The 24,510-nt window shown below is 46.7% G+C and carries 21 protein-coding genes; 5 read left to right on the top strand and 16 right to left on the bottom strand.

Annotated features, from left to right (window positions below; genetic code table 11):
* Positions 1-11 precede the first annotated feature (11 nt).
* From AC6I2O_RS14150 to AC6I2O_RS14185, 8 genes are all read right to left on the bottom strand, one after another.
* A complete protein-coding gene (locus AC6I2O_RS14150) occupies positions 12-1,187 on the bottom strand; it encodes an ATP-grasp domain-containing protein (RefSeq protein ID WP_120393046.1) in 1,176 nt (391 codons plus the stop codon).
* Positions 1,184-2,125: a glycosyltransferase gene (locus AC6I2O_RS14155; protein WP_120393045.1), complete on the bottom strand. Its 942-nt coding sequence runs from the start codon at positions 2,123-2,125 to the stop codon at positions 1,184-1,186. The genes AC6I2O_RS14150 and AC6I2O_RS14155 overlap by 4 nt, the downstream gene beginning before the upstream one ends.
* 11 nt (positions 2,126-2,136) lie before the next feature.
* Entirely contained in the window at positions 2,137-5,898 is a 3,762-nt protein-coding gene (locus AC6I2O_RS14160; protein WP_497743008.1) for a YfhO family protein, read from the bottom strand.
* A gap of 44 nt (positions 5,899-5,942) precedes the next feature.
* Positions 5,943-7,289 carry a magnesium transporter gene (gene mgtE / locus AC6I2O_RS14165; protein WP_120393043.1) on the bottom strand — a complete coding sequence of 449 codons (1,347 nt, stop codon included), beginning with the start codon at positions 7,287-7,289 and terminating at the stop codon, positions 5,943-5,945.
* A gap of 211 nt (positions 7,290-7,500) precedes the next feature.
* Positions 7,501-8,058 (bottom strand): phosphatase PAP2 family protein, encoded by a 558-nt coding sequence (locus tag AC6I2O_RS14170; RefSeq protein WP_120393042.1) that lies wholly within the window; start codon positions 8,056-8,058, stop codon positions 7,501-7,503.
* Positions 8,059-8,239: 181 nt separating this feature from the next.
* Positions 8,240-9,172, bottom strand: coding sequence for a carbohydrate kinase family protein (locus AC6I2O_RS14175; protein ID WP_497743009.1), 933 nt, complete (start codon positions 9,170-9,172; stop codon positions 8,240-8,242).
* Between the two features lie 22 nt (positions 9,173-9,194).
* On the bottom strand, positions 9,195-9,452 hold the full coding sequence (locus AC6I2O_RS14180; protein ID WP_120393040.1) for a hypothetical protein: 258 nt from the start codon (positions 9,450-9,452) through the stop codon (positions 9,195-9,197).
* Between the two features lie 123 nt (positions 9,453-9,575).
* Entirely contained in the window at positions 9,576-10,415 is an 840-nt protein-coding gene (locus AC6I2O_RS14185; protein WP_120393039.1) for a DegV family protein, read from the bottom strand.
* 287 nt (positions 10,416-10,702) lie between these two features.
* Between AC6I2O_RS14185 and AC6I2O_RS14190 the strand changes: the two genes are divergently transcribed.
* Together AC6I2O_RS14190 and htpG are read left to right on the top strand one after the other, a co-directional pair.
* Positions 10,703-11,200 (top strand): DUF5721 family protein, encoded by a 498-nt coding sequence (locus tag AC6I2O_RS14190; RefSeq protein ID WP_120393038.1) that lies wholly within the window; start codon positions 10,703-10,705, stop codon positions 11,198-11,200.
* A gap of 101 nt (positions 11,201-11,301) precedes the next feature.
* Positions 11,302-13,386, top strand: a complete 2,085-nt coding sequence (htpG, locus tag AC6I2O_RS14195) for a molecular chaperone HtpG (protein ID WP_497743011.1) — start codon at positions 11,302-11,304, stop codon at positions 13,384-13,386.
* Between the two features lie 156 nt (positions 13,387-13,542).
* Here the strand turns inward: htpG and AC6I2O_RS14200 are convergent, their stop codons facing one another.
* Positions 13,543-14,562 carry a phage tail tip lysozyme gene (locus AC6I2O_RS14200; protein WP_120393036.1) on the bottom strand — a complete coding sequence of 340 codons (1,020 nt, stop codon included), beginning with the start codon at positions 14,560-14,562 and terminating at the stop codon, positions 13,543-13,545.
* A 259-nt stretch (positions 14,563-14,821) separates the two neighbouring features.
* Between AC6I2O_RS14200 and AC6I2O_RS14205 the strand changes: the two genes are divergently transcribed.
* Complete coding sequence (locus AC6I2O_RS14205) at positions 14,822-15,562, top strand: TraX family protein (protein WP_120393035.1); 741 nt, start codon at positions 14,822-14,824, stop codon at positions 15,560-15,562.
* A gap of 62 nt (positions 15,563-15,624) precedes the next feature.
* Positions 15,625-16,776, top strand: coding sequence for a DUF4317 domain-containing protein (locus tag AC6I2O_RS14210; protein WP_120393034.1), 1,152 nt, complete (start codon positions 15,625-15,627; stop codon positions 16,774-16,776).
* Positions 16,777-16,930: 154 nt separating this feature from the next.
* Here the strand turns inward: AC6I2O_RS14210 and AC6I2O_RS14215 are convergent, their stop codons facing one another.
* The 7 genes from AC6I2O_RS14215 to AC6I2O_RS14245 form a co-directional block, all read right to left on the bottom strand.
* Entirely contained in the window at positions 16,931-17,053 is a 123-nt protein-coding gene (locus AC6I2O_RS14215; RefSeq protein WP_497743012.1) for a hypothetical protein, read from the bottom strand.
* A 15-nt stretch (positions 17,054-17,068) separates the two neighbouring features.
* Positions 17,069-17,536, bottom strand: a complete 468-nt coding sequence (locus AC6I2O_RS14220) for a SpoVA/SpoVAEb family sporulation membrane protein (protein WP_120393033.1) — start codon at positions 17,534-17,536, stop codon at positions 17,069-17,071.
* Between the two features lie 117 nt (positions 17,537-17,653).
* On the bottom strand, positions 17,654-17,914 hold the full coding sequence (locus tag AC6I2O_RS14225) for a glyoxalase (RefSeq protein WP_120393032.1): 261 nt from the start codon (positions 17,912-17,914) through the stop codon (positions 17,654-17,656).
* 76 nt (positions 17,915-17,990) lie between these two features.
* The gene (locus tag AC6I2O_RS14230; RefSeq protein WP_120393031.1) at positions 17,991-18,782 is read right to left on the bottom strand and encodes an HAD family hydrolase; all 792 of its coding nucleotides are present in this window, start codon (positions 18,780-18,782) and stop codon (positions 17,991-17,993) included.
* 82 nt (positions 18,783-18,864) lie between these two features.
* The gene (locus AC6I2O_RS14235; RefSeq protein ID WP_497743014.1) at positions 18,865-19,452 is read right to left on the bottom strand and encodes a YdcF family protein; all 588 of its coding nucleotides are present in this window, start codon (positions 19,450-19,452) and stop codon (positions 18,865-18,867) included.
* 101 nt (positions 19,453-19,553) lie between these two features.
* Positions 19,554-20,966, bottom strand: a complete 1,413-nt coding sequence (gene pdxR / locus AC6I2O_RS14240) for a MocR-like pyridoxine biosynthesis transcription factor PdxR (protein ID WP_497743016.1) — start codon at positions 20,964-20,966, stop codon at positions 19,554-19,556.
* A gap of 80 nt (positions 20,967-21,046) precedes the next feature.
* Complete coding sequence (locus AC6I2O_RS14245; RefSeq protein WP_120393028.1) at positions 21,047-22,723, bottom strand: glutamine--tRNA ligase/YqeY domain fusion protein; 1,677 nt, start codon at positions 22,721-22,723, stop codon at positions 21,047-21,049.
* Positions 22,724-23,119: 396 nt separating this feature from the next.
* On the opposite strand from AC6I2O_RS14245, the gene AC6I2O_RS14250 reads away from it, so the two are divergent.
* Complete coding sequence (locus AC6I2O_RS14250; protein WP_497743017.1) at positions 23,120-24,439, top strand: alpha/beta hydrolase-fold protein; 1,320 nt, start codon at positions 23,120-23,122, stop codon at positions 24,437-24,439.
* Positions 24,440-24,510: the final 71 nt, after the last annotated feature.

Raw genomic sequence — 24,510 nt, forward strand, 5'->3', positions numbered from 1 at the left:
TTACAACTATATTATTGCACTGTAATTTTAATATGTTCCAGCACCTCATGCAGCTTATCTACCGCACCTTCCAACGTGTCGCCCTTCGTCACCACATGGCCAATCCGGTGCGGTCCCACATGAAACTTCTTCACTGGATCTCCCACCTTATAGTCAAACTGGATTTCATAAATATCATCATCCGGCTGATTTCTGTTTTCGATCGACGTGATAACGCCATCACGGTCGCTTCGCAGAAGCATACTCGCATTCGGAACAGCCTGTGTCTGCGGGAACTCCACTTCCTCTCCGAGAGCTGCCAGAATCAGCTTTTCATAATAGTCATACCCATAATAAATGGACACCAGTTCGGCAAGACAGGTTGCTCCGGAGCGGCCTCCAAGTTCCAGCACATACGTCTGATTGTCCTTCAGAATAAAGTCCGCATTGATTGCGCAATTGTCAAGCCCCATAGCTCGAACCGCATTCGTAAGCTGTACCTTCATATCATCAATCACTGTCTCGTCCAGATTGTACGGAGCAAAATGCCCGACCGGTACGCCCGTATCACCCTGGAACACGTAGTCGCCATGTGGAAGAATGAACTTCACCTCTCCGTGATACACAAACGCCTGCGCGCCAAATTCTTCCCCCTCAACAAACTCTTCGATGATAAAAGACTGATTGCGCGTAATCGACTTTACCACACTGCGGGCCGCTTCAAACTCCTCCAGCGCATTCACGCGGATAATTCCACGGCTTCCGGAAGAATCAATTGCTTTAAAGATCAGAGGAAAGTTCAGTTCTTTCACTTTTTCATACATGTCATCTTCAAAAGAAAGTTCCCGGAATCTCGCAGTCCGTACTCCGTATTCTTCATATTTTTTCTTCATCAGAATTTTATTGGAAGCAATCTTTGCCGCCTCAAAGCTGAGGCCGGACAGTCCCATCTCATCGCAGACTCTGCCGATCGTAATCACCGCTACATCCGTTCCTGCCGTCACAATGCCATCAATCTTTTCACGCTTTGCAATTTCCAGCACCTTTTCATAATCCACAGTATTCTCGTAGCAGACCTGGTCTGCAACTTCAAACCCCGGATAATTGCCCGGAATACTGACTGCAATCGTATAAATCCCCATTTCTTTTGCCTTTTTGAGCAGTGGAACCTGATAAATCCCGGCTCCCATGATCATCAGCTTTTTCATACGTCCTCCCCTTTCCTTTGATGCACTTCCCGTACCACAAACTGCGGATTCTTGCTCATTCCGAGGAAAATTCTTCCTATATATTCACCGATCATTCCCATAAACAGTAGGTTGAGTCCAGAAAAAAAACAAATAGCAACCATCATGGACGACCAGCCGATATAGGTGGCCGGACGTACCAGCTTCTGCACAACTACCGCTACAGCGCCGAGCAGTCCCATAACTGAGAAAAAGAAACCTGCATACATTGCAAGTTGCAGCGGTACAATCGAAAATCCAAGAATATTCGACCAGAGTGCCAAAAGCTTTTTAAACGTGTAATTGGAGCTTCCGACTTCCCGTTCAAAGTGCTGAATCGGTACAGAGCTGATGTTTCGCGTTGTCCGCAAAAACAGTCCCTGCAGATGCGTGTAAGCGCTTTTATACTCTACCGCATAGTCCCGGACAAAACGCCGGATAATCCAAAAGCTCGAGGTCTTCAGATCTTTAGGCTTTTTGAGCAGAATTCTCACGGACAGATAGTTGACATAGCTGCCAAAATTCCGGAACCTGCTGTGCTTCTTCTGCGGATAATATCCATATACAATGTCGTAACCCTTGTCAAACTCCTCCAGCAGATACTGAAGCTGGGACGGATGCGTTTGCATGTCGTCATCCATTGCAAGAAACGCATCCCCCTGCGCATGGTTGAGCCCTGCCATTACAGCATTGTGCTGCCCTGCATTTTTGGCAAGCTCTACCACTCTCACACAGGAATAATCCCGGACAAGTGAAAGCAGCGCCGCCATCGTATCTCCGCCATCCGGCGAACAATCGTCAACCAGAACAAATTCATAATCCTTTTTATCCAGACGTTCCAGTTCCTGCATCGTCATCTCAACAACCTTGCGTATGGTCTGCGACGACCGATAGCATGGAATGATAATCGAGTACTTCACCTTGTTCTCCTTCAGCCGCAGCTACGACTGATTTTCCTTCGTTTTATCAGCCACCCTGCGGCAAGTAATATAATAAATAATACCACCGCCCCCGGCATAATGACAAGGGCGTATTTCACAGCCGGAATCTCAAACGTAAGCTTCACCGAATGCTTTCCTGGCGCAAGGCGCAGCGCCATATACGTATAATTTGCGCAATGGATTTCCACCTCTTCTCCGTCCACGTACGCTTTCCAGCCCTTCTGATACGGAATGCTGAGCACCAGCAGTTTTTCCCGGTCAAGAGAAATTTCTCCTGATACCTCGTTCGTTCCGATCGTCACGTCTTCCAGGACATGCTCCGTAAGCTTTTCCGTATACAGTCCCATATTCTCCATCGGCTGACTGTAAACGGTAAGATCTTCAAAATCAATTTTTCCGGAACGGTCCATCGTAATCTCGCACGATGTCACGGGTTCCTCATGGTAACCCAGATTAAAAACGTAATCCTCCTGACCGGTTCCATAACGATAATCCTCTGCTTCAAACGTATAGCTGAACCTGCTGCCCGCCGCCCGGAAGGTAAGCCGAATCGGCGTCTCAGACTGATCTCCTTTCAGACGCGCATCGTGTAAAACAAGATACGTCTCTGCATCCGGCAGTGACTGAAATTCCAACGTTATTTTATACGTATTCTTTTCCGTTCCGTTAATCTCTTTTTCCAGGGGCTCCCCAGTGCCTGCCACAAGCGCATGTTCCTCAAGGACTGCCCCTTCCTCCGTAATATCCAGGATTTCAACCGTTCTGCCTGTAATAACAGGCGTCTGTCCGTAACCGCTGTCTGCCTTTGCCAAAGCCAGCTCCTCCGAAAGCACGGCCTGCTGCAACATAACTTCCTGGCGCTCCAGAACCGGATAAGCTTCCAGCTCCTCCTCCGTAATCGCCATGTCATACGTGTACCCGATGGGAAGCGCGTACTGATTTTCGCAGACCGTTGTCTGCTTTCCGTCAATCTTCGTGCTCAGCACATCCTTATATCCGTACGGCAGCGGAAGCCCCGGTTCATCAAAATAAGCATAATATTTAACCGCTGCAAGCGCATCCAGGAAGGTCCGGTTATTCATGCCTTTGAGCTGTGTCATGCTGTAGCTCGTACAGCCCATCTGCCTCAGATAATCCTTGATACGGCCATTGTACGTGCTGCTGACCGTCGTATTACTGTTATATCCGAGTACACTCGGCATATTGCTTGTATAGTAGGCAAGCTTTGGCATAGCGTTTCTGTAAAAACTCTCATCCCCAACCTCTGATACTGCCCGCAGCGGCGTGTTCATCTCCTCCATGACAGCTTCCCCAGGGGCTGTAAAATCATGAATCACACCATCCATCTCATACAGGGAAAAGCCCTGATACAAGACAATCCCCGCTGTCAGGCAAAGCATCAGGCACTGCTTTGCTGCCTTTGATACGCGTCGGTTCTCTTCCTGGTTAAACAAAAGAACAAGAAACGTAACGACAAGAAGCACAAAAGCTGCCTGTACATAAAGCGTACTTTTGTATTTTCCGAAAAACGCAAGGAATCCATACACTGCCATAAGACCCGCCAGCACGCGTTTTTCTGATTTTTTCAGTTCCAACATATCCGGATAACATTCTGTCACCGTAAAAGCCGCAACCAGCGTAATCATGTAACTCCAGCGATTGATCACCGCACTGAAGCCGCTGAAGATAAACCCAAACACCGGGAACGCCGCAAAAACAAGGGCAATCACAGAAAATGCCTTTAATTCTTTTCTGCCTTTCCGGAAAAACAGAAACGCAATCGCCAGCATGGCAATCGGCAGATGTCCCAGACGCATCCATTCTCCCGGTGAATTTGCCGTTGTCAAAAACGTCAGAAAACAGCTCACCAGCCACTCCGCCCGATAAAATATCAGGCTGGCAGTCTTAATATAAGCCGCATCGCCACGCCCGGAGCCGAGGTAACGGCCAAATGTCGTGGCAAGCACAATACAGGACATTGCAACACCGAGCAGATAACTTCCGCTTATGACAAGCCCCCTGCCCATAAAATTCTGAAAGGTCTTTTTCGTCCTGTCCTTCTGACAGAAAAAACGCACCAGAAAGTAAACGCCCATGGCAATCGTATTCATGTACAGGTAGTAATAATTGGAAAAAAGAGAAACAGCCACAAAAACCGTACACAGATACCAGCGCTTATGCCGCAGGATCTCTTCGATCGAAAGAATCAGAAGCGGCAGCATAATCATCGGAACCATGAACATCGGATGCATGGCCCCTCCATTCAGGGCAAAGCCACAGACCACATAAACAACGCTTCCCAAAAACGTCGCAAAATAATTTTTCTTAAAGTAAAGGCACAGAATCGAAAAAGTCACGCCGCTCAAATAAAAACGCAGCAGCGTCACCAGACTGTATGCAAACTCCAGGTGCTCTTCCCCGAACAGAGCATACAGAAAATACAACGGTTCGAGACTGTAAGTGATCTCTCCTCCAAGCCCGGATGCAAAATCATACATCGGCAATTCAAAATGACCGCTGAATACTCCGGCCACTAAATCTCTCATATACTGGGAAAAATAAACCACCTTCGGAAAGTACTGGGAAATTCCGTCTCCGGTATAAATAAGCGTCTTTCCCCGCAAAACAAAGTCAAAAAACGCCAGAAACAGAACAAACGCAAAACCTGCCGTAAACAGCACAAAATACGCTGCCGTTTTATGGCGCACCTTCTGCTCCACATAAACGCTCACCGCTTTGCAGCACCAGGTCAAAAGCCAGAAGCCTGCAAATCCAGCCGCAATCAGTCCCATCACAAGCGCTGCCACAAGAAGCACTTTCCAGATATCGGCTCCGGCGAATAATCCGGCTGCGGATATCACAAACATCAAAATAAAATAAATGCCGAAAACAGCTTCTATCTTTTCACAGGCAAAGCGGATTCCCTTAAACCGAAGCGTCAGCTCCGCAAGACCTTCTGCAAAAACATACACCAGATAAACAGGCAAAAAAGACATGGCAACGCGGCAGACATCCCGCGCAAACGTTCCATACAAAAGCAGGGACACAGCGGTAAAACCCGTACAGACAAGCGCCAGATGCCAGTCAAACGCCGGCTTTTTCTCCTCAATCCAGATGCCAAAGAGGAAAAATACAAAATACGGTACCGCAGGAACTCCAGGCTGCACAGCAGAACCTATCAGCGACGCCACCACCACATATGCATCTGTCTCTACCCGAAACGCAGCGCACAGAAGCAAAACACCGCCCAACACTGCCATTTTCTTTTTATGCTTTACCAGCTCTGTAAGTTTGTCGTCCGCAAACCAGACAGCCAGAAGAGTCAGGGCCATTGCAAAGAAAACAGCCGACACAGCCGGAATCCGCAGCAGTGAAATCACATCTGCAAGCACCTGAATCACCGCGTATTTTTTCTGTGCAACCGCGGCGCCGATAATCTGCCGCTTTATTTCCAATGCAAACGTCAGTAAAAAGAAATAAAACAGATAACGGCCCGCTGTGCGTAAAAGCCATCTTCTCCGGTGCTGTGCGGAATTTTGCCTGCGCATCCGTCCATACTGATATCCAATCCGGAAGATAAATCCGGGAACAAACACAGCATAGAGAAGCATATTGACTTTATTTACCAACTGCTCCTGCCCGGTTTTCCCGATCAAAAGCTGCGTTGCAACAAAGAAAAAAAAGCACGCAAACAACAGGAAATTCATTTCCTGGTCACATCGGTTCTGTCTGACTACCGTTTCTTTTTTCATTTCTCAAATCCTTTCCCACTGCCCCGAAACCATTTGCTCATTTGCTATATTCCCAGCATCCGCGTTGCGATCTGGAAATAAATGACCAGGGAGACTGCATCCACGATCGTCGTGATAAACGGACTCGCCATCACAGCCGGATCAAATCCAATCTGCTTTGCAAGCATCGGGAGCATACAGCCTACCACCTTCGCCACCATAACCGTAATCACCATGGTCAGACACACGATAAACGCCACCTGCATGCCTACGTGATCAAACAGCATCAGCTTTGCAAAATTCACAACAGCGAGCGTGATACCGCACAGGACCGCCACCCGCATCTCCTTCCACACAACCTTCAGAATATCAGAAAATTCCACCTCTCCAAGTGAAATGCTACGGATAATGGTCACAGACGCCTGTCCGCCTGCATTTCCTCCCGTATCCATGAACATCGGAATATACATCGTCAGCACTGCATACGATGCCAGCGCATTCTGATAGCCCTGAATAATCGCCCCGGTAAACGTTGCTGAAATCATCAAAAACAACAGCCACGGAATACGTTTCTTGAACGTCTCAATCACAGAAGTCTTTGTGTACGGCTTGTCCGTCGGCGTAATGGCCGCCATCATTTCGATATCCTCCGTGGCCTCCTGCTCGATAATATCCATGACGTCGTCAACTGTAATAATGCCCACCAGACGATTTTCACTGTCTACAACCGGCATTGCATCAAAGTCGTATTTCTGGAACTGTCTGGCAACCTCCTCCTGGTCCATCAGCGTATTGATCGTGATGACATTCTCCTCCATCAGATCACCGATCCTCGCGCCTGACCGGCTGAGCAACAACATACGCAGGGAAATGGTCCCGCGGATTTTGCGATACTGGTTTGTCACATAACACGTATTGATCGTCTCTTTATCAATCCCGACTCTTCGTATACGTTCAATCGCCTGTTCCACCGTGTAGCTTTCCTTCAGATCAACAAACTCCACGGTCATGATACTTCCAGCAGAATCCTCCGGATATTGCAGCAGATGATTGATCGCCTGACGCGTTTCCGGCGTCGTCTGTGCGAGCAGCCGTTTCACCACGTTGGCCGGCATCTCGTCAATCAGGTCTGCGGCATCATCCGCATACAGATTTTCAATGATCGTCGCCGCCTCACGGTCGGTCAGCGAAGTAATAATTTCCTGCTCTACTTCAATAGGTAAAAAAGAGAATACATCCGCCGCAATCGCCTTTGGCAACATCCGGAACACTTTGATCAGTTCACTTCCGGGCAGCTCCAGCTCTTCCATCATGTCCGCAATATCCGCCTCATTCATCTCTACGATTTCGCTGCGGATTTTTGCGTACTGTTTATGCTCGATGTATTCTCTCATCATTTCGATATCCAACATAGCAAAAAACCTCCTTATATGCAGTTTTTATGATAGGGTCAGGCCCAGGAACATCTGTTGCACTATTCGTCGTACTATGACTGTTCTTCATAAAAACCACCACCTTTCTTTGCTATGCTATTTTCTAGCTGTGCGCAGATTCAACTGGCACATATCATTCTCTGCCGGCCATGCTTATCCTTGCCTGGTCATTCCCGACCTACGTATTCCATCACGCATCGGGAACATCCTTGCCCATCCGACTAAACTGTCGGATTACCCACGCCCCCGCAAGGCCACACAGCGTCCCGGTCAAAATGCCTCCGAGCACATCCGTCGGATAGTGCACCCCCACATATAACCGTGAAAACGCAGTTAAAAATGCCAACACTAAAGCCAGCCATTTCAACCGACATGCATGGCAGACACAGACAATCGCAACCGCTGCCGCAAAAGCCGCGCCGGAATGCCCGGACGGGAAAGACCAATCCCGCTCCTTCGGCACAAGAAGCGTAAGCCCTTCCAGCGCCTCATACGGACGCACCCGGGCTACCAGATTTTTCAGAAACATATTATTGACCAGCAAAGAGAACAGAAGTCCCATAATCCCCGCTGCCCCTGCCAACCGCGTACGTTTCCAAAACAGCAACACGACACTGAGCACAATCCAGATCATGCCATAATCTCCAAGCCTTGAAATAAGAACCATCAGTGGTGTCACACACGACACTCTCAGATGCTCCTGAATCGCGAGCAATATATTCCCATCCAATGCCAGCAATGCTTCCATGTCATATGTTCCTCCTGCGGTATGTTCTGAAAAACAGGTGCTTCATTTACCTAAAATCCACTTGCTCATTGTACCTCATTTAGCTTCCGACCGCAAGACAAAAAAGAAAACTGCTGTTCCTTTCACATAATTGTCTAAAAAGAACAACAGCTTAAGATCTGTCTAATTATTAAGGCATTTCTTACAGATACGCCTCTATCTGCGCCCGTGTCGGTAAAGACGCGATCGCCCCCTTAGTCTGCACACAGATAAAACCAGAGACGTTACCATACTCAATCGCTTTCTGAATCTTCTCCGCTGTCAGATCCTGCACACGGCTGACTTCCTGTATCCGCAGGCATGAAAGAAATCCACCCCAGAATGCATCGCCGGCTCCGGTAGCATCTACTGCTTTCGCCTTTCTTCCTGCGATCTCAATCGTCTGTCCCTGGAAATAAGCACGCGCACCTGCACTTCCAAGAGTCAGGACTACAACGGCAATCCCGTATTCTTTCATCAGACCGAAGAGATTCTCCTCTCCGCCTACCATATCTACTTCTTCTTCCGATATTTTCAGAAAATCAACATATTTCAGAACGTCCATCACACACTTCGCGCATGCGCTCTGGTCGTCATCCCACATGACATTGCGGTAATTCAGGTCAAAACTGACCAGCTTTCCCTTTTCATGTGCAAGCCGCATTGCCTTTACCGTCGCCTCTGCGACCGGATGTGCTGATAAAGAACAGGAACCCGCATGAATCATCACGGACGCTTCGATATCCTCCGCTTTGACATCCTCTTCACAGAGCAACATATCAGCGCCCGGCTTTCTTGCAAACGTAAACTTACGCTCGCCATCTGCCTCAAGCGTTACAAATGCCATTGTCGTCACAGCTTCCCTGCAAAACTCCGGACAAGCCGCCTTCACATCGTGTTCTTTTAACGTATCCATCAGAAAACGGCCGAAATCGTCGTCCCCAACCTTGCAGCACATACTGACAGAAAGCCCGTTCTTTGCTGCTGCAATCGCTACATTGGCCGGAGCGCCTCCTGCCTTTCTGATGTAGCTGGCCGGTTCACTGCCTGGAATAAAATCAATCAGCATCTCACCAATACTATATACGTCTGTCATCTCGCTCCTCCGGATGTCCATTTTACTCTACTTCAGCGTTCAGTTCTTTCAGGTAATCATCCAGTGACGAAGTATCCATTGTATACGTCTGTTTTTCTGTAACACTACCATCCGGAGCGGTCACTCCATTATATACAGAAACCCCAACCCAGCCTACCAATACTAAGCCTACCAGAGAAAGGCCCGCTTTCGTGGCCATCCACTGACGCTTCTCCTTTTTGATAAGTTTGGCGCGGTTTTTCTTTTCTTCTTTATAGCGGTCAACTTTTGCCTGACTCATATGTCATCTCTCCTTCTCACGTACTCGGAGCAGCGCACATCCTGCTTTTCTGCCATAAATGCCCACGCTCCCTTTACTTAAACAGTATACACGATTTGACCGATATTTCAATGTTTTTTTGTACTACAGAACAACAATTACGCCGCCGTCATTCGCATACATCGAGGAAATCCCTGCTGTGTCGAGTAAAATGGCATCTTTTACCTTAACCTTCTCTAAAATAGCGTCACGCACCATGGCTCCGCGTTCCGGACAGTTGCAATGGGAAACTGCAAGCACCCTCTCTCCTGGATTTTCCACCTGCTCCGCTACATATTCGACCATCTTCACCAACGCTTTATTAATCCCTCGCGCCTGGTCAAGCTGGAATATCGTTCCCTCCGGCGTCGCTCCCATCACCGGTTTGATTTTGAGCGCAGACGCCAGAAATGCTTTTATATTGCTGAGCCGTCCATTTTTCCGTAAAGTCTCCAGATTTTCAAGCACAAAATACGTCTTCTGCGTGTCAATATACGCTTCGACCGTTTCTACAATCGCTTCAAACGACATCCCGGCCGCCTCAAGCTCCTGAATTTTTCTTGTAATCAATGTCTCGCCAATCGAAGCAGACCGGGAATTAAATACGTGAATCTTCATCTCCGGGCGCTCCTCCTGCAGAAGATCTTTCGCAAGCATGGCGCTGTTATAAGAACCGGAAAGCTCTGCTGTAAGTGTCACCGCATAAGCATGATCTGAACTTTTTGCAAACGCCTCTTTATAATAATCCGGCGACGGACATGCCGATTTCGGACAATTCGGACTTTGTGCCACTTTTTTCAGGAAATCTGCCTGATCAAAGGTATCGTCATCCACAAAGTGAAACTCGTCAACCTGCATCGTCAAAGGGGCGCGAATAATCCTCTCATCTGCTTTCATCTGCTCTGTGAGCTCTCCACAACTGTCCATCACAACTACGTATTCCATAGCAACCTCCTGCGCTTTATTATACTCTAAAAAATGTTTTTAAATATTTCGCAATGTAGTTTTCATTACTACATGACTATATCATATGTTCTCCTGTTTGAAAAGGGGGCATTCATCATTTCTTTTTCGAATTGCCAAAAATGGAGGGGGATTGTATAATGTATATAAATGGGGATCTCCGGAGCAAACAGGAAACCGGACAAATCAGGATAAGGAATACAAAAACGGGGGCGTCCGTTTCCAAAACTTTCCGCCCCCAATCCACAACATTATAAGGAGGCATCTCCATGCAGGCATATCAGATACAGGATACCCGGGATTTTATGAAAAAACTATTGCTTTCAGAGACATTTGATACTTTCTTACTCTCGGAAGCTTCGATCACTACGTTTGCTACCTTCCATATAAACGGAACGTTTCATCCGGAATATCTGCATGACAGTGAGCTGGAAACAGCGCCGCCTGAAAAATCCGGGTTTACGCTCTGGAAGCGGGTAAGGCCGTTTTTTCTGGAACTCACCAAAGGAAAAAATACGCCGCTAAACTTCCGGATTGTTTTTCGGCTGGCTCCTCACAATATTCAGGCATTGCTGTTGAAAGAAGGAATCCGGATGAAACCGGAAGAGATTGATGGACTGTTTTTGAATATTCACTACGAAGGTTCTTCCGTGAATTGTGTCAGCGGCACCTCTCTTCGCACGTTCTCCCTTGACAAATCACTCGAGCATGCCTGGGATTCCATGCTGCAAAAGTTTTTCCGTCAGAAAGAAATTCCTTTTTGTTAGCACTCTTTCTAATTGAGTGCTAATTTGTTCTTGACATTTCTTTTTTCCGGTATTACTATAAAAGAAATTTATAAAACATTTGATAAAGGAGTGGTTGATCAATGAGCAAGAAAACAGGAAGCCTTTCCATTAACAGCGAAAATATTTTTCCAATCATAAAAAAGTGGCTGTATTCTGATCACGACATTTTTTTCCGCGAGCTGATTTCCAACGGCTGTGACGCAATTACAAAGTTGGAAAAGCTGGAAATGATGGGCGAATATACTTTTCCGGACAATTATAAGAAAAAAATCGAAGTCATTGTCAATCCGGAAGAAAAAACGCTGAAATTTATTGATACCGGTCTTGGTATGACTGCCGATGAGGTAGAGGAATATATCACGCAGATCGCATTTTCCGGCGCCACCGATTTCCTTGAAAAATATAAGGACAAGACCACGGATGACGAAATCATCGGACATTTTGGTCTCGGTTTTTATTCTGCATTTATGGTTGCTGACGAGGTACACATTGATACGCTTTCTTATAAAGACGGCGCACAGGCTGTACACTGGGAATGCGACGGGGGTACGGATTATTCAATCGAAGAAGGCAGCCGTACACAGGTCGGTACTGAGATTACACTGTTCCTCAGCGAGGACTGTCTTGAATTCGCCAATGAATACCGTGCACGTGAGATTATTGAGAAATATTGTTCCTTTATGCCGGTGCAGATTTTCCTCTCAAAGGAAAACGCTCCGCAGCAGTATGAGACAATTGATGAAGATGAGCTCCGCGAAGATGACGTAATCGTTGAGCGCATTCATGAAGACGCAAAGACAGAGGAAAAAGAGAACGAAAACGGTGAGAAGGAAGTCGTTGAAATATCTCCGGCCCGTGACCGCGTAAAAATCAACCAGCGTCCTGTCTCATTAAGCGACACACATCCTCTGTGGACGAAGCATCCGAATGATTGCAAAGACGAGGAATACAAAGAGTTTTACCGTAAGGTTTTCCTTGATTATAAAGAGCCGTTGTTCTGGATTCATCTGAACATGGACTACCCGTTTAATTTAAAAGGAATCCTGTATTTCCCGAAAATCAACACCGAGTACGATTCCATCGAAGGAAAAATCAAGCTTTACAACAACCAGGTATTTATTGCCGATAATATCAAAGAGGTCATTCCGGAATTTCTGATGCTCTTAAAAGGTGTGATCGACTGTCCGGATCTGCCGCTGAACGTATCCCGTTCCGCTTTACAGAACGATGGATTTGTAAAGAAAATTTCCGATTATATCACCAAAAAGGTTGCTGACAAGTTGACCGGTATGTGCAAGACAGACCGAGAGAATTATGAAAAATACTGGGATGATATCAGTCCATTCATCAAATTCGGTTGTATCAAGGACGCCAAATTTGGTGAAAAAATAATGGACTATGTACTCTATAAAAATCTCGACGGCAAATATTTGACTATCAAAGACCTGGTAAAAGAAGACGAGGACAAAAAATCTGGCGAAACCGAGACTGACACGCAGCCAGAAGCTTCCTCGACTGAAGATGGTTCTACAAAAGACAGTGAAGCTGCAGACGCTGAACCGGAAAAACAGACGATTTACTATGTAACAGACGAGGTACAGCAGAGCCAATATATCAACCTGTTCCGTGAATCCGGCATGGATGCGGTTATTCTCCGTCACAACATTGATACCGCTTTCATTTCCCATATGGAGCAGCTCAACGACAAGCTTAAATTCCAGCGAATTGACGCTGATGTCACATCATCTGCAAAAGAAGAAACGGATGCGGAGGCCCTGAAAGAAATCACCGCCACTTTGACTGACCTGTTCCGCAAAGCTCTCGGAAAGGAAAATCTGGAAGTCAAAGTAGAAAAACTTAAAAACGAATCCATTTCTTCCATGATTACGCTCTCTGAGGAAAGCCGTCGTATGCAGGAAATGATGAAAATGTACAATATGTACGGCATGGACCCGTCCATGTTCGGCGGCAGCGAAACACTGATCTTAAATGCCGGCAATCAGCTGGTACAGTATGTGGCCGACCATCAGGATTCAGAAAAGGTTTCGATGATCTGCGAGCAGCTTTACGATCTCGCCATGATTGCACACAAACCGCTCGCTCCGGAAGCCATGACAAGATTCATTGCAAGAAGCAACGAAATTCTGCTTTTGCTTGCGCAGTAAATGCAGATATAAAAAAGTGTGTGTCACACACCTACAAAATAAAAAATGGCAGAAGAATCTCTGCCGCAATTACTTATGCCCTCAGTGTCCTGTTGTTCACTGAGGGCATTTTGTTCTGCCATGCGTATATGGAACGCACGCCGTATCTTCTAAAGATCAAAACAGATCGGTGTCTCCTGACAACAGCCCCGGGAACATTTCTTTTGCAACGGTGTGCATATCCGGAAGATTTTTGCCGGATTCTAACTCTTTTTCTGTCTCTGTTCCTGTTTTCGCCGCTTTCTCTGCGTCTGTCTCTTTCGATTCATCCCTGAAATTTCGGGGATAATACTCTTTTGCCGCCAGGTTTCCCCTGCGCGCTCCCCGGTAATACATATCATCCGGCATTTCAAAACCGATACACCAGCGATATGCTGCTGCATACGCTCCATCTGCCGTATCCGGAATTTCCTTCAGATCATCCAGTATTCCTTTGTAACCGGTATGCAATTCATAATTCAGATATTCAAGCTGCCCCTCGAGCGTATTATAATCAAAGCCGTTCACATTGCAATACAAAATCAGCCTTTGGAAACGCCCCAGATGCCATTGGCAGATTCCATAGCTCGTGCCGCCGTCACCCAAAGCAAGCGGAAAGAAGGAAGATTCCAGATGAATATTTGCAAGCACACCGCACGCAGCCGCATGATTTAATTCCAGTTTTTCCGTCAGATACGCATATATCTTTCTCGTATTTTCCGAAATATTTGCAGGCGGATAATCAAGCGGGTTTACATGAAAACCTTCCATCTGCCGACGTTCTTCCTGAAGCTGGCGAAGCTTTTCCTCATCCCGTTTTCTTGCCTCTCTTTTCACTTCTTCCACAGCCTTCTTTTCTTCCGGTGAAGGCTCTCTGGCAGAAACGACTTCCATGGATTCTATCACAAGCTCTCCGGACGCCCCTGCGCCGCCCTGCTCTTCGTTTGCACCTATACTTCCAGATGCCTCTCCCTCTTCAAATAGCATCTCGTCATTTTCCGAGAACTCCTCGTCCGACACACCGATGCCCTCTCCATATTCCTCACTCTCTGTCCAGACGATCTCCCCCGCCTGACCATAGCAAGGTGCCAAAGCCATTCCCGCAGTTAAAATTCCTGCCATAGCAAACAACCTGTACCGTTCTTTCATGTACCTCATACACCCCTTCTTTTGTTTTCCTGTTATACAGCCTGTTTCTCTATCTATTCTTTAAAAAAATTAGTTTATCACATAGATAAAAGAGTTTCAAATATAAAATTCTGGATTACCAGTATCTCCCCCTCCATACTTACACCTGTTTCACACTTTTCCGCCCCTTCCCCGCTACCGCAGCCTGCCTTGACAAACCCATAAAAAAAAGTTATTCTTTTCAAAGATTATGTTTTAATTCCCATCAAACAGATACAGGAGTTCTTTTATGTCAAACGAGTTCAGACCATTTGGCGGCATTTCAGGGAGCACTCTGAAGCTGATCGCCATTATCACCATGTTTATCGACCACGCCGGAGCCACAGTCTTACAGGCCATCGTGCGGCATCCCGGTATTACATCCATTGCGGAAAAACGTATCTTCTGGAGCCACGTCTACCGCATATCCCGCGATATTGGGCGGCTTGCTTTCCCAATCTTCTGTTTTTTAATCGTGGAAGGGTTTCTGCATACACGAAACGTAAAAAAATACGCCGGAAGGCTCTTTTTATTTGCTCTTCTGTCTGAAATTCCTTTCGATCTTGCATTAAAGGGAAACTGGTTTTATCCCGGAAAACAGAACGTGTACTTTACTCTGCTGATCGGGCTTATGGTTATGGCCGGCATTGTATGGATCACCAGAGGCGGCACACAGAATCTCATTCTGGCCCTGCTTCCCATTGCAGCAGGCATGTATGCCGCTTCCTGGATTGACACAGATTACAACTACAAAGGAGTCTTTCTGATCGCTGTGCTTTATCTGATGCGCAGCAGCCGTCTATACCAGTGCATTGGAGGAGCTGTTTCTGTCACCTGGGAGCTTCCGGCTCCTCTTGCATTCCTTCCCGTATATCTATATAACGGAAAAAGGGGGCTGCGCATGAAATACTTTTTCTACTTCTTCTATCCCGTGCACCTGCTGCTTCTCTATGCAGCGGCAAAATACCTCATTCCACTTTTGCCTCTGTAGATACTGTTTTTATTTTCATTCAATGATCTGATTATACCTCAGTTACAAAGGAGATTGTCATTATGAATAAAAAAGAAATTGCTGAAATCAAACGCCTTTTTCATCCTGACCGCTGTCCCATTACCCGGATCTGCGGCTGCTATGTAGATGGCGAAAAGAATAAAAAAACAAGATTCCGGGAAGCCTTTCTCTCACTGCCCGAAGAAGAAATGTTCAAATATTTTGAGATTTTGAAAAAAACACTGTCCGGTACAATCGGGCGCAATCTTCTCGATATGGAATTTCCCCTTTCACAGGAAGCAGGCGGCGGCGCTCAGGAATATCTGCTGAAGCTGCGCGACAGCCAGTTAAAGGATGAAGAATTGCTCGAAGAATTTTATGACAAGATCATTGAAACCTTTCTGTACCCGGAGAATTATTATATTGTGCTCATTCATGGAGCCTATGACATTCCCAAGAAGGCTTCCGACAATCTCGAAATGTTTGACGCCTCTGACGACGTTTATAACTTTGTTCTGTGCTCCATCTGTCCGGTAAAGCTGACAAAGCCTGGTCTTTGTTATAATGAAGAAACGAATACAATCGAGCAGCGCATCCGCGACTGGTTTGTGGAAGTTCCCGTGACTGGCTTTCTCTTCCCTGCCTTCACAGACCGCAATACCGACATTCACAGTATCCTCTACTATTCCAAAAACCCGGAGGAACTGAACGAAGAATTTGCCCGCCTGCTTCTCGGCTGTGAACTGCCTCTCTCAGCATCTTCCCAGAAAGAGACGTTTCAGTCCCTGATCGCGGATACGCTGCAAAATGACTGTACATATGAAACCGTAAAAACCATCCACGAAACGCTGAACAATCTTCTGGAGGAACGCAAGGATGATCCGAATCCCGTTGCGCTTGCCAAGGACGATGTCAAACGTCTTCTGGCTGAAAACGGCGCCGCTGCGGAAACGCTGGAACATTTCGACGAAGAATTTGAACAGGCCGGGGGCAACAATCAGACCTCGCTCTATGTCTCCAACGTCATCAATACCAGAAAATTCGAAATTAAAACTCCTGCAATCACGATTCAGGTAAAACCGGAATGTGCAGACCTGATCGAGACGCGTGTGCTCGAGGGACGTACCTGTTTCGTCATCCCTGCCGATGAATCCGTTGAGGTCAATGGCATTCCGGTACGTACCGCTGTACATCCGGAGGCGATAGAAGAATAAAAAATGGTCTTTGCAATTCAGTTATATTTTGGTGGTAAAAACTACATCGGCGTACTGTGTCTTTATCACAGTACGCCGATTTCTTTTCATAGCCCAATTGATTGTGGAATTAACATGCAAAGCAAATGTCCTCAGGCCAAGTACACGTGCAACATCAATAGAACTTCTGCTCCAGACCTTCTACAATCTGGTGCATCTCTGATTTCGTAGTAACATTCCTTGCTGCCTCTACCACCTGACGTTTTTCCTCATCGTTTAAATTCGCATATACATCCATACGCAATTCCTCTTTCTAAAATACTCCCGTCAGTTTCAAGATCCAGTAAATTACCCCGAGTACCCAGCTCGTAAATACTCCGTATAAAATTACCGGCCCCGCAATCGTAAAGATCTTACACCCAATCCCAAACACCTGTCCCTCTTTCTGGTATTCAATGGCAGGCGATGCCACGGAATTGGCAAAACCTGTAATCGGGACCAGTGTACCGGCTCCGCCGAATTTTGCAAGCTTCTGGTAGAGATTCAGTCCGGTCAGAACAACGCTCAGAAGTACGAGCCAGAGCGCACACCAGCCTCCTGCCGTTTCCTCCTTCATTCCCATTCTGTCACACTGATCTAAAATAAACTGGCCGATCGTACAGATCGCACCGCCTGTTACAAAAGCTTTACACATATTCAGAAACAGATTATGCGTCGGTGTCACCTGTTTGACATATTTCTGATATTCCTGCTGTTTTCTTTGCTGTAAAATATCTGCCATGGGATTTCCTCTCTCTCGCCGCAACCCCAAATACGAGGCTGCCAAATTCTGCAAATGATCTACTACATTTCGCATTTAATAAAAGAATCCCCATCTTTTTGAAAAATATACCTGCTTTTATCCTTCCACAATCAGATATTTTCCATCCGGCATCGCAAAAACCTCTGCCTGGGAAAGCAGCTCGTTCTCATCCATCTCAGACGTATCTGCACCGTTTTCTTCGAAATATTCTTTTACTTCTTTGTAATTGGAAGCCACATACGCCATGCATTCATCGAGAAACTCGTCTGCCTCTTCCAGCGTCTGCGCTACCGGCTCATCAAAAAGCTGGCCCTGTTTTTCCAAAAATGCTTCCACATATTCTTTCTTATACGTCATATCGTTTTCCTTTCCTCTTCTCCGTATGCGGTATGATTCATTTATACAACTTCAAATTGATTGCGATCTAAAATCATCAGCTCAAAAGCTCTCTGCGGATGATTTGAAGTACACCATTTTCCTGCTGCGGCGGAGCGATATGTTTGGCAGCCGCCTTCAGCTGTGGATGCGCATTTGCCACTGCATAGCTTTCGCCGGCCTGGCGCAGCATGCCGATATCGTTGCAGTTATCTCCAAACGCCATGGTCTCCTCCACACGGATTTTCATAAAATTCTGAATCGTCTCCAGCGCATTTCCCTTGTCCACCGAATCATTGATAAAATCGACCCAGCGGGCGCCTGCCACTACGACATTGAGGCGTGTACCGAATTTCTCCTTCATCTGCTCCGCTTTTTCATCCACTCCATCCGCATAATAGACTGCGATTTTATTTGTTCTGCTGCAATACGGAAGGAGGTCCGGCACCCGCACGACTTTATTGTGATAGCCGTTTTCCAGCAGCTCTTTGAACGCTTCATTGGGAGTATCAAGATACAGCATTTCCGGCGTGGAAAGAATGATATCACCCTCTTTTTGTTCCCGCAGGTACAGCAAAAGTTCTTCCGCCACCTTCTGGTCAATAAAGCTGCTCGACATATTTTTGCCGCGGCACATGACATTGGAACCATTTTCTGCGATAAAAATTACATCGTCTGCGACTGGTTCAAATACAGAACGCATACTGACATACTGGCGTCCGCTTGCCACCGCAAACATAATTCCCCGTTTCTTCAGCTCACGGATCATCTCAAACAATTCCGGATCGATCTGATCGGTTCCTTCCGGAACCAGTGTTCCGTCAATATCTGACGCTACTAATTTAATCATTCGCTTCCTCCTGTCCGCAAAATTAAATTTTATTTTTATAAAAATTGCTGTATATACGCAAACACAATCTCATTTTTTACAACTACTGTATATGCGCGCGCATAATCTCATGGAACTGGCGGCCACAGCGCTCCAGCTCACCTAATACAGTATCAATCCCCAGTTCACTCTGATGCCAGGATTCCCTGCTGATTCCCTTTGTCACAACAGGACACACGCAAAATTCTGTTTCCGGAAACTGCTCCTGATAATACATCAGACAGCGTCTCGCATGGAATGCCTGACAACACAGAATCGCACGCTCTGCCTTCACGCCCAGATCTTTCACACATTTTCTGGAATAACACGCATTCTCATAGGTGAACGTAGCCTGGTTTTCACGAATCAACGCATGCTCCGGCACACCTCTTCGCCGTAAAATTTCACAAAGGTAATCGCATTCCGTCTCACAACTAATGTCTGAATATACGCTTTGCGAAGCTTCAAATTTTCCGTTCAGAATGCTGTACTTGCCAGATGGCAAAATATACGGAGCATATCCCTTCTGGTACAGCTCCGCTGCAAGCACGGCCGTTTCCGGATAATTTCCACCCGGCACAAATATGATGTCGGACGGCTTTGGCTCATCTGCAACAAAAATAAAGTCAGTGATACACTCGTAAAATTCCATGTTTGCTCCTGGTATAAAATCGGACGCCCCTTGGCTGCCAAGGGGCTGATTTTGAACTTTGAATCAGTCTGTGACTGACTTTAAAGGTTTTCAAAATATGCTTACTCGTTCAGCGGCATCCAAGCTGTTTTGAGACGCGCCACTGCACTGCGTATTTCAGCTTCTGACAGATTGGCATAGCCAAGAATTACGGTATCCTCTCTGCGTAATCCGGCTGCTCCTACAAAGTAGCCGGACAGACCGTATACTTTTACTTCTTGTTTTGCTGCCAGACGCACTGCTTCCTCCTCATGCATTCCGTTTGTAAAAGTCAGAAGGATATGCACGCCTGCGTGTTCCCCTCTGATTTCACAAATACTGCGCAGAGGCCGAAGCGCTTCCAGCAAAACATCATGGCGGCCTTTGTATACGGCCCGCATTTTATTCAGATGGCGCTCATAATAACCCTCATTTAAAAATGCTGCAATCAGCATCTGATCTACACGTGATACCGTGCAGGATATAGACCGACCGCGGCTTTGGTATAACGACAGCATCCGTCTGGGCAGCACCATGTAGCTCACACGGATCGCGGGTGCGATTGATCTCGAAAAAGTACCTATATAGATGACACGATCGTTTCGATCGTAGCCTTGCAGAGCAGGAATCGGCCTTCCTTTGTACCGAAACTCACTGTCGTAATCGTCCTCTATAATGTAACGGTCTGCTGCTCCCGCCGCCCATTCCAGCAGCTGCATCCGGCGTTTTACCGGCATCACGGTTCCAAGCGGAAACTGGTGAGACGGCATCACGTATGCAATCTGCGCGTCCGTATCCGAAAGCCGGTCAATTCGCATGCCTGACTCATCCATCTCAATGACGCGAAGCTCATTTGACAGGTTGCCAAAGAGTTCATACGCTTTTTTGTACGTCGGACTCTCCATTGCAATCTTCTGCCCTGTGCCAAACATACTGCACAGCAAAAGCAGAAGAAAATCATTGCCTGCTCCAATCACAAGCTGTTCCGGCGAAGTCTCAACACCTCTCGCCTGACGCAGATACTGCGCCAGCGTCAGACGCAGCTCATGCTCCCCCTGCGGGTCTCCGAGCTGAAAGAGCTTACGGTTTTCTTCCTGTAAGATCGTCTTGGACAGCCTGCGCCAGGCATTTTGTGGAAAGCTGTCCAGATCAATGCCATTCGGAGAAAAGTCATACGTAAAGATTTCTTTTGGTTCCTCACGAAATCTTTTTACCTGATTTTGTACCGGCATCAGACGATACAGACCATCCAGCTCACAGACAAAATACCCCTTATATGGAAGAGCTTCGATATATCCCTCTGATACAAGCTGCTCGTATGCCATATCCACGGTGGTACGGCTCACCTGCAAATATTTTGCCAGTTTTCGCGTAGAGGGCAGCCTCTCACCAAAAGGCAGCCCTCCATTTTGAATTTCCTTTTTTATATATTTATAAATCTGCTCATAGAGCGGTATTGATGAATGTATCTCCAGATTTATCGTTAAATCATTCATACAGTTTCATCCTCACACTCCTGTGTACTTTGAGCCATCTGCGGCTTTTCATTCCACAGGTCCTTCTGGCATGTCCGGCTTTATTCTGCTTTCGGCAGCTTGAACGAACTCTTCAGAGATACAATCCGGTTGAATACCAGCGCATCCGGCTTGGAATCCTTTGCATCCACACAGAAGAAGCCCTGTCTTACAAACTGGAAACTGTCGTACGGCTGTGCCTTGGCCAGTTCTGGCTCCAGCAGGCAATCCTTCAGAACCGTCAGGGAATTCGGATTAAGATTCAGAGAACCATCCTCATTGTATACACCCTTCGCTTCGTCAATGATATTCTCATACAGACGTACTTCTGCTTTTATGGCAGTCTTTGCCGCTACCCAGTGAATCGTTCCTTTCACTTTACGTCCCGTAAATCCGCTGCCACATTTCGTTTCAGGATCATACGTACAGTGAATTTCTGTTACATTGCCGTTCTCATCCTTCTCGAAGCTTACGCATTTTACGAAGTAAGCGCCCATCAGGCGCACTTCATTGCCCGGGAACAGACGGAAATATTTTTTCGGAGGATTCTCCATAAAGTCCTCACGGTCAATATAAAGCTCACGGCCAAACGGCACCTTGCGCATACCGAGCTCCGGATTTTCCAGATTCATTTCCACATCAAGATACTCAATCTGATCTTCCGGATAGTTATCAATAATCAGTTTCACCGGATCAAGCACAGCCATCATACGCGGCCGTTTCAGCTTCAGATCCTCACGGATGCAGTACTCAAGCATCGCGTAATCAACGGAACTGTTGCCTTTGCTGACTCCACACAGATCAACAAACTTCTGAATGGATTCCGGTGTAAATCCACGACGGCGCAGCGCTGCAATGGAGACAAGACGCGGGTCATCCCAGCCGTCCACAATGCCTTCCTCCACAAGCCGTTTGATGTAACGCTTTCCCGTTACAACATTCGTCAGATACAGCTTTGCAAACTCAATCTGCTTGGGCGGCATCTCATATTCCAGCTCTCTTACCACCCAGTCGTAGAGCGGGCGGTGATCTTCAAACTCCAGCGTACAGATCGAATGTGTAATCCCTTCGATCGCATCCTCAATCGGGTGTGCAAAATCGTACATCGGGTAAATACACCATTTGTCGCCCGTATTATGATGCGTCATCCTGGCTACACGGTAGATAACCGGGTCGCGCATATTAATATTCGGGGAGGTCATATCAATTTTTGCACGCAGAACCTTTGAACCGTCTTCATACATGCCGTTTTTCATATTTTCAAAAAGCGTCAGATTCTCTTCTATGCTGCGCTCCCGGCACGGGCTTTCCTTACCCGGCTCCGTAAGAGTACCGCGGTACTCGCGAATCTCTTCCGCGGAAAGGTCACATACATAGGCTTTCCCTTTTTTTATCAGTTTAACCGCCGCCTCATACATCTGATCAAAATAATCGGAGGCAAAAAACAGCCTGTCCTCCCAGTCGGCGCCCAGCCACTTCACATCTGCGATAATCGACTCAACAAACTCCGTTTTTTCCTTTGTCGGATTTGTATCATCAAAACGGAAATTAAATTTTCCGTTGTATTTTTTTGCCAGCCCGTAGTTCAACAGGATGGACTTGGCATGTCCGATATGCAGATAGCCGTTCGGTTCCGGTGGAAAACGCGTGTGCACCGCAGTGCAGTGTCCTTCTGAAAGATCTTTCTCAATGATCTGCTCAATAAAATTTTTTGATACAACTTCTCTTTCCTGTTCCATAATTTCCCTCCTAAATCAGCTTTCCTCATCATAGCACAACCGCCGCAAAATGACAATATGTACCGCAAAATCTGACTCTATATTCATAACAGTTACCTATATTCACGAAAGCAAACCTGTGCTTCATCACACCCGTAAGATTAACTACCTGCTTTTTTAGATACTCTGCCTCTTTCCGGTCAAGAATATACCTGTCATGTCAAAAAAGTGCCAAACACGCATGTCAGAATTTTACCAAAAGGGGGCAAGAAGTTTGCTTGTTTCGCGCATTTAAAATGTTTATAGTGAATGGTAGTTGCGGAAGTGTGATGAAAGAGGATGCTTACCGGGGGCTGATCTTGAATCCGTTTTCGTAACAGCGGAATCAATCAATTAACAGTAAAGGAGAGTTTCAGGATGAAAAAGAAAGTGTTTTTGAGTGCGGCGATGCTTGGGATCAGTATTTTAGCTCTGGGTTCTGTATCACTTGCAGCAGAGCAGGCCGAGAAATTACCGGCAGGTGTTTTTGTTGAGGAGAGTGAGGATTCTGCAACCGGGTACACGATTACCTTCCGTTATTATGATGAAAATGCAACGAATGTACAGGTAGCTGGAGGATTCCATTTTTATGAGGAGAATGCGGATTATGCGTATGGTTACGGGGTTGATCTGGCTGAGGGAGATTCTACGGATGCGCATCTGTTCACGCCGGATACATGGTCAAAGGATGCAAATCTTTATCATGTAAATGACCAGGCATGTATTCTTGATATGGAAAAGGATGAAAACGGAGCATGGACCTATACGGTTGACCTGACAGGCGGCTGGTATCTGTATCAGTACAATGTTTCTTATAATGACGGCGCTTTCTATACAAGCATCAGTGATCCTGGAAATCTTCCGGGCTGCAACAGCCTTGGCGGGCAGCAGGTGAGAAGCCGTTTTTATGTGCCGTACAATGCTGAAAAACAGGCTCCGCAGGATGACTGGACGTATACAACTCCGGCAGAAAACGAAGCGGACAGAGGTACCCTGTATCATATGAGTTATCTGAGCGCTGACGGCGTTGTTCGCCCGGTAAGAATCCACCTTCCGGCTGGTTATGACGCTAACCGTGCTGAGGCTTACAAAGTTCTCTATCTGTCACACGGCGGCGGCGGAGATGAAGCTGACTGGGATTATCAGGGACACGCGGGCGACATTGCAGACCGTCTGACTGCTGAGGGCGTATGCGAACCGTTTATCATCGTTATGATGAACAATTCTCAGTTTGGCTGGGATTATGACGCGATTTATGACAATACAAAGAATTATCTGATTCCGTATATGGAAGAAAATTACAACGTGGTAACGGATGCCTCCGGACGCGCTTTCGCAGGCCTTTCCATGGGCGGTATGACAACAAGCGAGCTGTTGTTCCGCGATCAGGAGCTCTTTGGCTACTACGGCATCATGAGCGGCTCTGCAGCATTCGATCTGCCGCAGCAGGACGACTACTCCAGCTACAACATACCGAATCTGTATCTGGCAGCAGGCTGGGCTGACATGGCGCTCAAAAACGACAGCTACCAGACAGACAAAGACAGAACTTCCATTGGCCTTGCCGAAAAATTTGACGAGCTCGGTATTGCCTACAACAATGGTACCAAGGGAGTTTACACCGTTCAGGGCGGACACGATTGGTTCACCTGGCCGCAGATTCTGAAAAATTATATTGAGACAACTCTTTGGAAATAAGTTACAGTACTTCACAACTAAAGGGCAAAGCCACTTTCCGGCTTTGCCCTTCTTCTGTTTCCACATCATTT

Source organism: Blautia sp. St.27G3, from assembly GCF_059728505.1.

Bases quoted from the DNA above. Each gene is read 5' to 3' on its own strand.
- AC6I2O_RS14150 (WP_120393046.1), bottom strand. From the start codon at position 1,187: ATGAAAAAGCTGATGATCATGGGAGCCGGGATTTATCAGGTTCCACTG.
- AC6I2O_RS14160 (WP_497743008.1), bottom strand. From the start codon at position 5,898: ATGAAAAAAGAAACGGTAGTCAGACAGAACCGATGTGACCAGGAAATG.
- mgtE (WP_120393043.1), bottom strand. From the start codon at position 7,289: ATGTTGGATATCGAAATGATGAGAGAATACATCGAGCATAAACAGTAC.
- AC6I2O_RS14170 (WP_120393042.1), bottom strand. From the start codon at position 8,058: ATGGAAGCATTGCTGGCATTGGATGGGAATATATTGCTCGCGATTCAG.
- AC6I2O_RS14175 (WP_497743009.1), bottom strand. From the start codon at position 9,172: ATGACAGACGTATATAGTATTGGTGAGATGCTGATTGATTTTATTCCA.
- AC6I2O_RS14180 (WP_120393040.1), bottom strand. From the start codon at position 9,452: ATGAGTCAGGCAAAAGTTGACCGCTATAAAGAAGAAAAGAAAAACCGC.
- AC6I2O_RS14185 (WP_120393039.1), bottom strand. From the start codon at position 10,415: ATGGAATACGTAGTTGTGATGGACAGTTGTGGAGAGCTCACAGAGCAG.
- AC6I2O_RS14190 (WP_120393038.1), top strand. From the start codon at position 10,703: ATGCAGGCATATCAGATACAGGATACCCGGGATTTTATGAAAAAACTA.
- htpG (WP_497743011.1), top strand. From the start codon at position 11,302: ATGAGCAAGAAAACAGGAAGCCTTTCCATTAACAGCGAAAATATTTTT.
- AC6I2O_RS14200 (WP_120393036.1), bottom strand. From the start codon at position 14,562: ATGAGGTACATGAAAGAACGGTACAGGTTGTTTGCTATGGCAGGAATT.
- AC6I2O_RS14205 (WP_120393035.1), top strand. From the start codon at position 14,822: ATGTCAAACGAGTTCAGACCATTTGGCGGCATTTCAGGGAGCACTCTG.
- AC6I2O_RS14210 (WP_120393034.1), top strand. From the start codon at position 15,625: ATGAATAAAAAAGAAATTGCTGAAATCAAACGCCTTTTTCATCCTGAC.
- AC6I2O_RS14215 (WP_497743012.1), bottom strand. From the start codon at position 17,053: ATGGATGTATATGCGAATTTAAACGATGAGGAAAAACGTCAGGTGGTA.
- AC6I2O_RS14220 (WP_120393033.1), bottom strand. From the start codon at position 17,536: ATGGCAGATATTTTACAGCAAAGAAAACAGCAGGAATATCAGAAATAT.
- AC6I2O_RS14225 (WP_120393032.1), bottom strand. From the start codon at position 17,914: ATGACGTATAAGAAAGAATATGTGGAAGCATTTTTGGAAAAACAGGGC.
- AC6I2O_RS14230 (WP_120393031.1), bottom strand. From the start codon at position 18,782: ATGATTAAATTAGTAGCGTCAGATATTGACGGAACACTGGTTCCGGAA.
- AC6I2O_RS14235 (WP_497743014.1), bottom strand. From the start codon at position 19,452: ATGGAATTTTACGAGTGTATCACTGACTTTATTTTTGTTGCAGATGAG.
- pdxR (WP_497743016.1), bottom strand. From the start codon at position 20,966: ATGAATGATTTAACGATAAATCTGGAGATACATTCATCAATACCGCTC.
- AC6I2O_RS14245 (WP_120393028.1), bottom strand. From the start codon at position 22,723: ATGGAACAGGAAAGAGAAGTTGTATCAAAAAATTTTATTGAGCAGATC.
- AC6I2O_RS14250 (WP_497743017.1), top strand. From the start codon at position 23,120: ATGAAAAAGAAAGTGTTTTTGAGTGCGGCGATGCTTGGGATCAGTATT.